The sequence below is a fragment of the Ralstonia mannitolilytica genome (genome assembly GCF_905397375.1).
GTDB classification, from domain to species: Bacteria; Pseudomonadota; Gammaproteobacteria; order Burkholderiales; family Burkholderiaceae; genus Ralstonia; species Ralstonia mannitolilytica.
Window position 1 is genome coordinate 41,037 of record NZ_CAJPVG010000018.1, and the last position, 7,609, is coordinate 48,645.

7 protein-coding genes are annotated in these 7,609 nt (G+C 65.7%); 2 read left to right on the plus strand and 5 right to left on the minus strand.

Annotation, left to right across the window (positions count from 1 at the left end; translation table 11 throughout):
* Position 1 precedes the first annotated feature (1 nt).
* The 5 genes from KHN96_RS21725 to glpD all read right to left on the minus strand — a co-directional run bounded on the left by KHN96_RS21725 (position 2) and on the right by glpD (position 5,562).
* A complete protein-coding gene (locus tag KHN96_RS21725; protein WP_027680527.1) occupies positions 2 to 835 on the minus strand; it encodes a carbohydrate ABC transporter permease in 834 nt (277 codons plus the stop codon).
* A complete protein-coding gene (locus KHN96_RS21730; protein ID WP_045785078.1) occupies positions 828 to 1,718 on the minus strand; it encodes a carbohydrate ABC transporter permease in 891 nt (296 codons plus the stop codon). Before KHN96_RS21730 ends, KHN96_RS21725 begins: the two co-directional genes overlap by 8 nt.
* Positions 1,715 to 2,812, minus strand: a complete 1,098-nt coding sequence (locus tag KHN96_RS21735; RefSeq protein WP_062739632.1) for an ABC transporter ATP-binding protein — start codon at positions 2,810 to 2,812, stop codon at positions 1,715 to 1,717. Before KHN96_RS21735 ends, KHN96_RS21730 begins: the two co-directional genes overlap by 4 nt.
* On the minus strand, positions 2,799 to 3,917 hold the full coding sequence (locus tag KHN96_RS21740) for an ABC transporter ATP-binding protein (RefSeq protein ID WP_062739633.1): 1,119 nt from the start codon (positions 3,915 to 3,917) through the stop codon (positions 2,799 to 2,801). Before KHN96_RS21740 ends, KHN96_RS21735 begins: the two co-directional genes overlap by 14 nt.
* 67 nt (positions 3,918 to 3,984) lie before the next feature.
* A complete protein-coding gene (gene glpD, locus KHN96_RS21745) occupies positions 3,985 to 5,562 on the minus strand; it encodes a glycerol-3-phosphate dehydrogenase (protein ID WP_062739634.1) in 1,578 nt (525 codons plus the stop codon).
* 143 nt (positions 5,563 to 5,705) lie between these two features.
* Here glpD and KHN96_RS21750 point away from each other — a divergent pair, with 143 nt between their 5' ends.
* On the plus strand, positions 5,706 to 6,470 hold the full coding sequence (locus KHN96_RS21750) for a DeoR/GlpR family DNA-binding transcription regulator (protein ID WP_045785074.1): 765 nt from the start codon (positions 5,706 to 5,708) through the stop codon (positions 6,468 to 6,470).
* A gap of 111 nt (positions 6,471 to 6,581) precedes the next feature.
* A complete protein-coding gene (locus KHN96_RS21755; RefSeq protein WP_062739635.1) occupies positions 6,582 to 7,442 on the plus strand; it encodes a CHAD domain-containing protein in 861 nt (286 codons plus the stop codon).
* The last annotated feature ends 167 nt before the right edge of the window (positions 7,443 to 7,609 follow it).

The following is a 7,609-nucleotide window of genomic DNA, read 5'->3' on the forward strand; positions in this document are numbered from 1 at the left end:
ATTACACGCGGCCCATCGCGAAGCCCTTCGCGATGTAGTTGCGCACAAACCAGATCACCAGCGCACCGGGGATGATCGTCAGCACACCGGCTGCGGCCAGCACGCCCCAGTCCATGCCCGAGGCCGACACCGTGCGCGTCATCACCGCGGTGATGGGTTTGGCGTCGACCGAGGTGAGCGTGCGCGCGAGCAACAGCTCCACCCAGCTGAACATGAAGCAGAAGAACGCCGTCACGCCCACGCCGGCCTTGATGAGCGGCAGGAAGATCTTCAGGAAGAACTTGGGGAAGCTGTAGCCGTCGATGTAGGCCGTCTCGTCGATCTCGCGCGGGATGCCCGACATGAAGCCTTCGAGAATCCACACCGCCAGCGGCACGTTGAACAGCATGTGCGCCAGCGCCACGCCCAGGTGCGTGTCCATCAGGCCGACCGTCGAATACAGCTGGAAGAACGGCAGCAGGAACACCGCGGGCGGCGTCATGCGGTTCGTCAGCAGCCAGAAGAACATGTGCTTGTCGCCCAGGAAGCGGTAGCGCGAGAAGGCGTAGGCCGCCGGCAGCGCCACCACGGTCGAGAGCACCGTGTTCATCGTCACGTAGATGATGGAGTTGATGTAACCCCAGTACCACGACGGGTCGGTGAAGATGATCTTGTAGTTGTCGAACGTGACGAGCTTCGGCCAGATCGAGAAGCCGGCCAGCGTCTCCTCGTTGGTCTTGAGCGACATGCTCAACATCCAGTACAGCGGCAGCACGGCAAACGCCACGTACACCGCCAGCGTGATCGCCCGGGCGATCTTGCGCTTGTGCTCGTTGTTGTTGTTCTGCTTAGGCATGGTCGTCTCCCACGGCCGTGCTGGCGCTGCCCATGCGCTGCATCCAGTTGTAGAGGACGAAGCAGAACAGCAGGATGATGAGGAAGTACACGATCGAGAATGCCGCCGCCGGGCCCAGGTCGAACTGACCAACCGCCTTCTGCGTCAGGTACTGCGACAGGAACGTCGTGGCATTGCCGGGGCCGCCGCCGGTCAGGACAAACGGCTCGGTGTAGATCATGAAGCTGTCCATGAAGCGCAGCAGCACGCCGATCATCAGCACGCCGCGCATCTTCGGCAGCTGGATGTAGCGGAACACGGCCAGGCGGCTGGCGCCGTCAATCTCGGCGGCCTGGTAGAACGCATCCGGAATCGACCGCAGGCCGGCATAGGCCAGCAGCGCCACCAGCGGCGTCCAGTGCCACACGTCCATGATGAGCACGGTGATCCACGCGTCGAACGCGTTTGCCGTGTAGTTGTAGTCGATGCCCATCTGGTTGAGCCAGTAACCGGCCAGGCCTATATCGGAGCGCCCGAAGATCTGCCAGATCGTTCCGACCACGTTCCAGGGAATCAGCAGCGGCATGGCGAGCACCACCAGCGCGGCCGACGCCTTCCAGCCTTTGGACGGCATCGACAGCGCCAGGCCGATGCCCAGCGGAATCTCCACCGCCAGCACGCACAGCGAGAAGATCAGCTGGCGGGTGAGGGCGTCCTGCAGGTCGCCGTCACGCAGGATCTGGCGGAACCAGTCGACGCCCACGAACACGTGCTGCTCGGGGCTGATGATGTCCTGCACCGAGTAGTTCACCACCGTCATCAGCGGCAGGATGGCGGAGAACGCCACGCACAGGAACACCGGCAGGATCAGGAACCACGCCTTGTTGTTGAGCGGCTTGTTCATCGGCCGATCCTCTCGTCGTTGCAGTAGTACAGCGTCTGCGGCGCATCCAGGCGCAGCCACACGCGCGATTCGGTCACGCTCACTTCGTTCGGCAGCTTCGCCTTGACGGGCAGGCCACCGGCCTCGCCGAGGCTTGCGGTCAGCAGCTGGTGCGTACCGAGCTGCTGCACCTGGTGCACGCTGGCGGCCACGGCGCCCACTTCACCCGGCGCGGCCAGCTGGACGAACTCCGGGCGGATGCCGAGCTTCAGCGCGCCGTTGGCGCTCTTGAGCGCGGCGAGCGTGCCGGTGCTCACGGACAGGCGCTGGTCCCCCAGCGCAAGCACATCGCCATCCACCATCACCGGGTAGAGGTTCATGCCCGGGCTGCCGATGAAGTAGCCGACGAAGGTATGGTCCGGCCGCTCGAACAGGGCTTCCGGCCCGCCTTGCTGCACGACTTTGCCTTCGGTCATGACGACCACCTCGTCGGCAAAGGTCAGCGCTTCCACCTGGTCGTGCGTCACGTAGATCAGCGTGAGCTTGAGCTGCTGGTGAATCTTCTTGAGCTGGCGACGCAGTTGCCACTTCAGGTGCGGATCGATGACGGTGAGCGGCTCGTCGAACAGGATGGCCGCCACGTCCTTGCGCACCAGGCCGCGGCCCAGCGAAATCTTCTGCTTGGCGTCGGCCGCCAGACCGGAGGCGCGGCGCTTGAGCGCGTGCTGCAGCTCGAGGATCTCGGCCACTTCCTCCACGCGCTTCTTCACTTCGGCTTCCGGCGTCTTGCGATTGCGCAGCGGGAAGGCGAGGTTGTCGAACACGGTCATCGTGTCGTAGATGACCGGGAACTGGAACACCTGCGCGATGTTGCGCTCGCGCGGACTGGCGTGCGTGACGTCGCGGTCGTCGAAGAGCACCTGGCCTTCGGACGGCGTCAGCAGCCCCGAGATGATGTTCAGCAGTGTCGACTTGCCGCAGCCCGACGGGCCGAGCAATGCATAGGCACCGCCGTCGCGCCACGTCATGTTCATCGGCTGCAGCGCGTAGTCCGACAGGCTTTGCGGATTGGGGCGGTAGCTGTGCCCCAGGTTGCGGAATTCAATGCGTGCCATGTGCGCCTCCCTGCTTGGGCGCGCTCACCAGCTTGCCCGCTTCGTCGAACAGGAACAGTTCGGCCGGATCGACAAACACGTCCAGCGCCGCGCCCAGTTCGAACTGATGCACCCCCGGCAACTGCGCGACCAGGCCGATGGTGTTCGATTGGCCGACGGCCTGCGCCCGTACGTGCAGATACGTTTCGGACCCCGACAGCTCGGCCAGTTCCACCGTGCCCGGCAGGGCGACCGCGCCACCGTTGCGCGGCGACAGGCGGATGTGGCTCGGACGCAGGCCGATACGGCAGCGCGCGCCGGCCGGCATCGGCAGCGGGCGCGTCCAGCGCACATCGATGCCTTGCGGCAAGCGGATGTGGTTGCCTTCGGCCACGGTGGCGTCCAGCACGTTCATCGGCGGGTCGTTGAAGATCGCGGCGGCATCCACGGAGACCGGCACCTCGTACATCTCCAGCGTCGGGCCGTCCTGGAGCACACGGCCCTCGTGCATGACGATGGTGTGGCCGCCCAGGAGCAGCGCCTCCTGCGGCTCGGTGGTGGCGTACACCACCGTTGTGCCACCGTCGGCAAAGAGCGAGGCCAGCTCGGCCCGCAGTTCTTCGCGCAGCTTGTAATCGAGGTTGACGAGCGGTTCGTCCAGGAGCACCAGCGGCGCCCGCTTGACCAGGGCCCGCGCCAGCGCGCAACGCTGCTGTTGCCCACCCGACAGTTCGGCGGGCAGGCGCTGCAGCAGGTGGTCGATGTGGAGCTTGGAGGCGACGGCACGCACGCGCGTATCGATCTCGCCCTTGTTGATGCCCTGCAGGCGCAGCGGCGAGGCGATGTTGTCGTACACCGTCATCGCCGGGTAGTTGATGAATTGCTGGTACACCATCGCCAGATTGCGATCGCGTACGCCCACGCCGGTCACGTCCTGGCCGTCCACGAGGACGCGGCCGGTGGTTGGCCGGTCCAGTCCGGCCATGATGCGCATCAGCGTGGTCTTGCCAGCCTGCGTCGGCCCGAGCAGCACGTTGATCGCGCCGGGTGCCAGCCGCAGGCTGGTCGGGTACAGATGGGTCTGTGCCCCGACCACAGCCGTGACCTGGTCCAGTTCCAGAATCAATTGATGTCTCCCGTCTTACTGCTTTGATTTCTTGGTTGCTTGCGTCGGGCGCCCCGGCCCCGCGGCTTCAGGGCGTCCGTTGCGCGACCGGCGCTGCGTCGCTTTCCGGCAGATGCCGCGCCAACCAGCCTTCCAGGCGGCTGCGGTCGGCTTCGCCGGCGTGCAGCCCGAGTTTCGTCCGCCGCCACAGGATGTCCTGCGCCGTGCGGGCCCATTCGTGTTCGATCAGGTACCGGATTTCCGCTTCATACAGGCCCGGCGTGACTTCCGTGCCCAGCTCTTCGAGCCGCGTGGCGCCCGCCAGCAGCGTGTTCACGCGCGTTCCGTACTGGTGTGCATAGCGCGTGGCCAGCTGCATGGGCAGCCATGGCAAACGTTTCTGCAAGCGCGTCACGAAGTCCGTGAAGGTGTACTCGGCCACCAGCTGCCCTGGCGCTTCCAGGTCGCCGCCCGGCAGCGAGGCCGTGGCGGTCCACGACGGATTGCCGGCGGCTGGCAGGTGCGGCGCCAGTTGGTCCAGCGCCTCCTCGGCCAGCTTGCGGTAAGTAGTGATCTTGCCGCCCCACACGTTGATGAGCGGAGCGCTGCTACCGTCGGCGCCGGTCTCGCATTCGACGAGGTAGTCGCGCGTGATGGCCGACGCGTTGGCGGCGCTGTCATCGAGCAGCGGTCGCACACCCGAGTACGTCCAGACCACGTCGGCCGGTGTCAGTTGCTGCTCGAAATAGCGGTTGGCCATCTCGCACAGGTATTGGATTTCATCGGCATCGATGGCGACCTGGTCCAGCGGGCCCTTGTATTCCAGGTCCGTCGTGCCGATCAGCGTGAAGTCGTTCTGGTACGGGATCGCAAAGACGATCCGCCCGTCGGGGTTCTGAAAGATATAGGCGAACGGGTGGTCGAACATCCGCCGCACGACGATGTGGCTGCCCTTGATCAGGCGCAGGCCGCGCGTGCTGGGCAAGGCGTGCGCCGAGCGGGCGAACTCCGCCGCCCAAGGCCCCGCCGCGTTGACGATCGCCTTGGCGCGCACCGAGCGGATGCCCTCCGGCCCCGCCAGAGACGCATGCCAGCCGTCGGCGCGCCGCTCGGCATTCAGGCAGCGCGTGCGCGTGAGGATGTGCGCGCCGCGGTCTGCGGCGTCCCGCGCGTTCAGCACGACGAGGCGGGCGTCGTCCACCCAGCCATCGGAATAGACGAAACCGCGCGTGTAACCGGGCTTGAGCGGCTTGCCCGCCGGATGCTGCCCAAGCCTGATCGACTCCGAGCCGGGCAGAAAACGCCGTCGCGCGAGATGGTCATATAAGAAGAGGCCCGCGCGGATCATCCACGCCGGGCGCTGCGCCGCGTCGTGCGGCATCACGAACCGCAGCGGCCACATGATGTGCGGCGCCATGCGCAGCAGCACCTCGCGCTCCTGCAGCGCCTTGCGCACCAGGCTGAATTCGTAATATTCGAGGTAACGCAGCCCCCCGTGAATCAGCTTGGTGGAAGCCGAAGAGGTGTGCTGAGCCAGATCGTCCTTTTCGCACAGGACCACCGAAAGCCCACGGCCCACGGCATCGCGCGCAATGCCGACCCCGTTGATGCCGCCTCCGACCACCAGCAGATCACAGTCCAGATGCGACGCGTCAGTGAGTTGCATGGGTTGGAATCTGTTGATTTTCGCGCCTTTCCTTGCGAATAGTGACGCGTTGGCGGATAGTTTAGTGAAGGGCGAAAATAAAGCAACATAGGGAATCGCCTAATCCGCTCACATATGTTCGTTTGTGTTCATTTCGTGACTTGATGCTTCCGCGACACCGCCAGATCCTCGAATACGTCCGCCAGCACGGCGATGCCTCCGTCGAGACGCTTGCCCGCGTGCTTGGCGTCACCACGCAGACCATCCGCCGCGACATCCGCCAGCTCGAAGACGAGCGCCTGCTTGCGCGCTACCACGGCGGTGTCGGTCTGCCGTCGTCGGTCGAAAACATCGACTACGACCAGCGCCAGGTGCTGCACATCGAGGCCAAGCGCCGCATCGCCGATGTCGTTGCGCGCCATGTCGAGCCCGGCCGCTCGCTCATCATCAACATCGGCACGACCACGGAAGAGATCTCCAAGGCACTGGTCGGCCGCAAAGGCCTGCGTGTCATCACCAACAACCTGAATGTGGCGTCCATCCTCTCGGGCAGCCCGGATGCGGAGGTCATCGTCGCCGGCGGCCTCGTGCGCAACCGCGACCGCGGCATCGTCGGCGAGGCCACGATCGATTTCATGAAGCAGTTCCGCGTCGACATCGGCATCATCGGCGTCTCCAGCATCGACGAAGACGGCACGCTGCTCGACTACGATTACCGCGAAGTGCGCGTTGCCCAAGCCATCATCGAGCAGTCGCGCGAAGTCTGGCTTGCCGCCGACCACTCCAAGTTTGGCAGGCGCGCCGTGGTCCGCCTCGGCCACGTCTCGCAGATCGACAAGTTCTTCACCGACGTGCCGGTGCCCGAACCGATGGCCGAAGTCTTCCGCGCCGCAGAAGTCGACGTCGTCGTCGCCAGCGAGGCGCGCTGACTCAGCATCGCCCGTCCCCAGTTTTTGCCCGGTCGACTACAGTGGAATGACAAGGCGCGCACCCTGCGGTGCGGCCTGTCCTGTCGTTGCGTCCACCCAGGCAGACGTACCGTGAGCAAGCACTCACATGCGGCAATTCGTCCGATCTTCGCCCACATCGTCGATGAGCACGTCGCTTCGTTGCGGGGCACCCTGTCCCGGCTCGCCGCGCCGAACCCCACGGACGAGGACCTGCACCAGTTTCGCGTCACGCTGAGGCGGCTTCGCTCGGCGTGGGTGACCTTCGGCCCGGTGCTGCCGTGCCGCTTCATGACCCAGTGGAAGCCCCGTCTGCGCGCGCTGGCCGCATCGACCGGCCCCGTGCGCGAATGGGATGTGCTGCTCTCCGACTGGCTGCCCGCCGCCCGGCATGGTCTGGCCGCTGACGATGAGGCCGCCCGAGCATGGCTGGACGAGGCCGAGCGGAAATCCCGGGAGGCCCGTCGCCGGGATTGGGAGTCGCTGCGGGCTGAGCTTGCCGCCCAGGATGTGCCGCAGGCGCTGGTGGACCTCGAGTGCGCGGTGGCTGCGTTCAAGCGGGACGGCGGGGCCGGTTCCCAGCCGCGTTTCGCCCGGTCGCGCGCTTCGGCGCTAAGAAAGAAGCTGATCCGCCGCGGTCGCCGGCCAAACCGGGCCTCGGCGCCGCGCCTGCACCGCGCCCGGATTGCAGCCAAGCAGTGGCGCTATCTCTATGAGGCGTTTTATCCCGCACTGGGCGTTTGCGCGCCCAAGCGCTATCGCGCGCAGTTGCGCAAGCTGCAGGATGCCTTGGGCGAAGTTCACGACGCTGAAGTTGCCCTCGGGCGCATGGCGCGGTTGGTGAGGGCCGCGCCGCCCGCCTCCATAGTGAGCACCTTTCACAAGCGCGCCGCTGCCGCCCGCAAACGCGCCGCCAAGTCACTACGTTGGGTGCGCGATCACCGGGCGCCGTAGGCCGGCAAAAAAGTGCGGAAAGACCACACAGGAAGAAAGGGCTTGCAGAGTTCGGAAAACCCCCCTAATATTCGCCCCTCGCTGCACGACGCAGCGCCGAAACGAAAGCGACGGCGGGGCGTGTGAAGCGGTGGAGAAGTAGAAGTGGTGCGGGTTTCCGGGTGGTT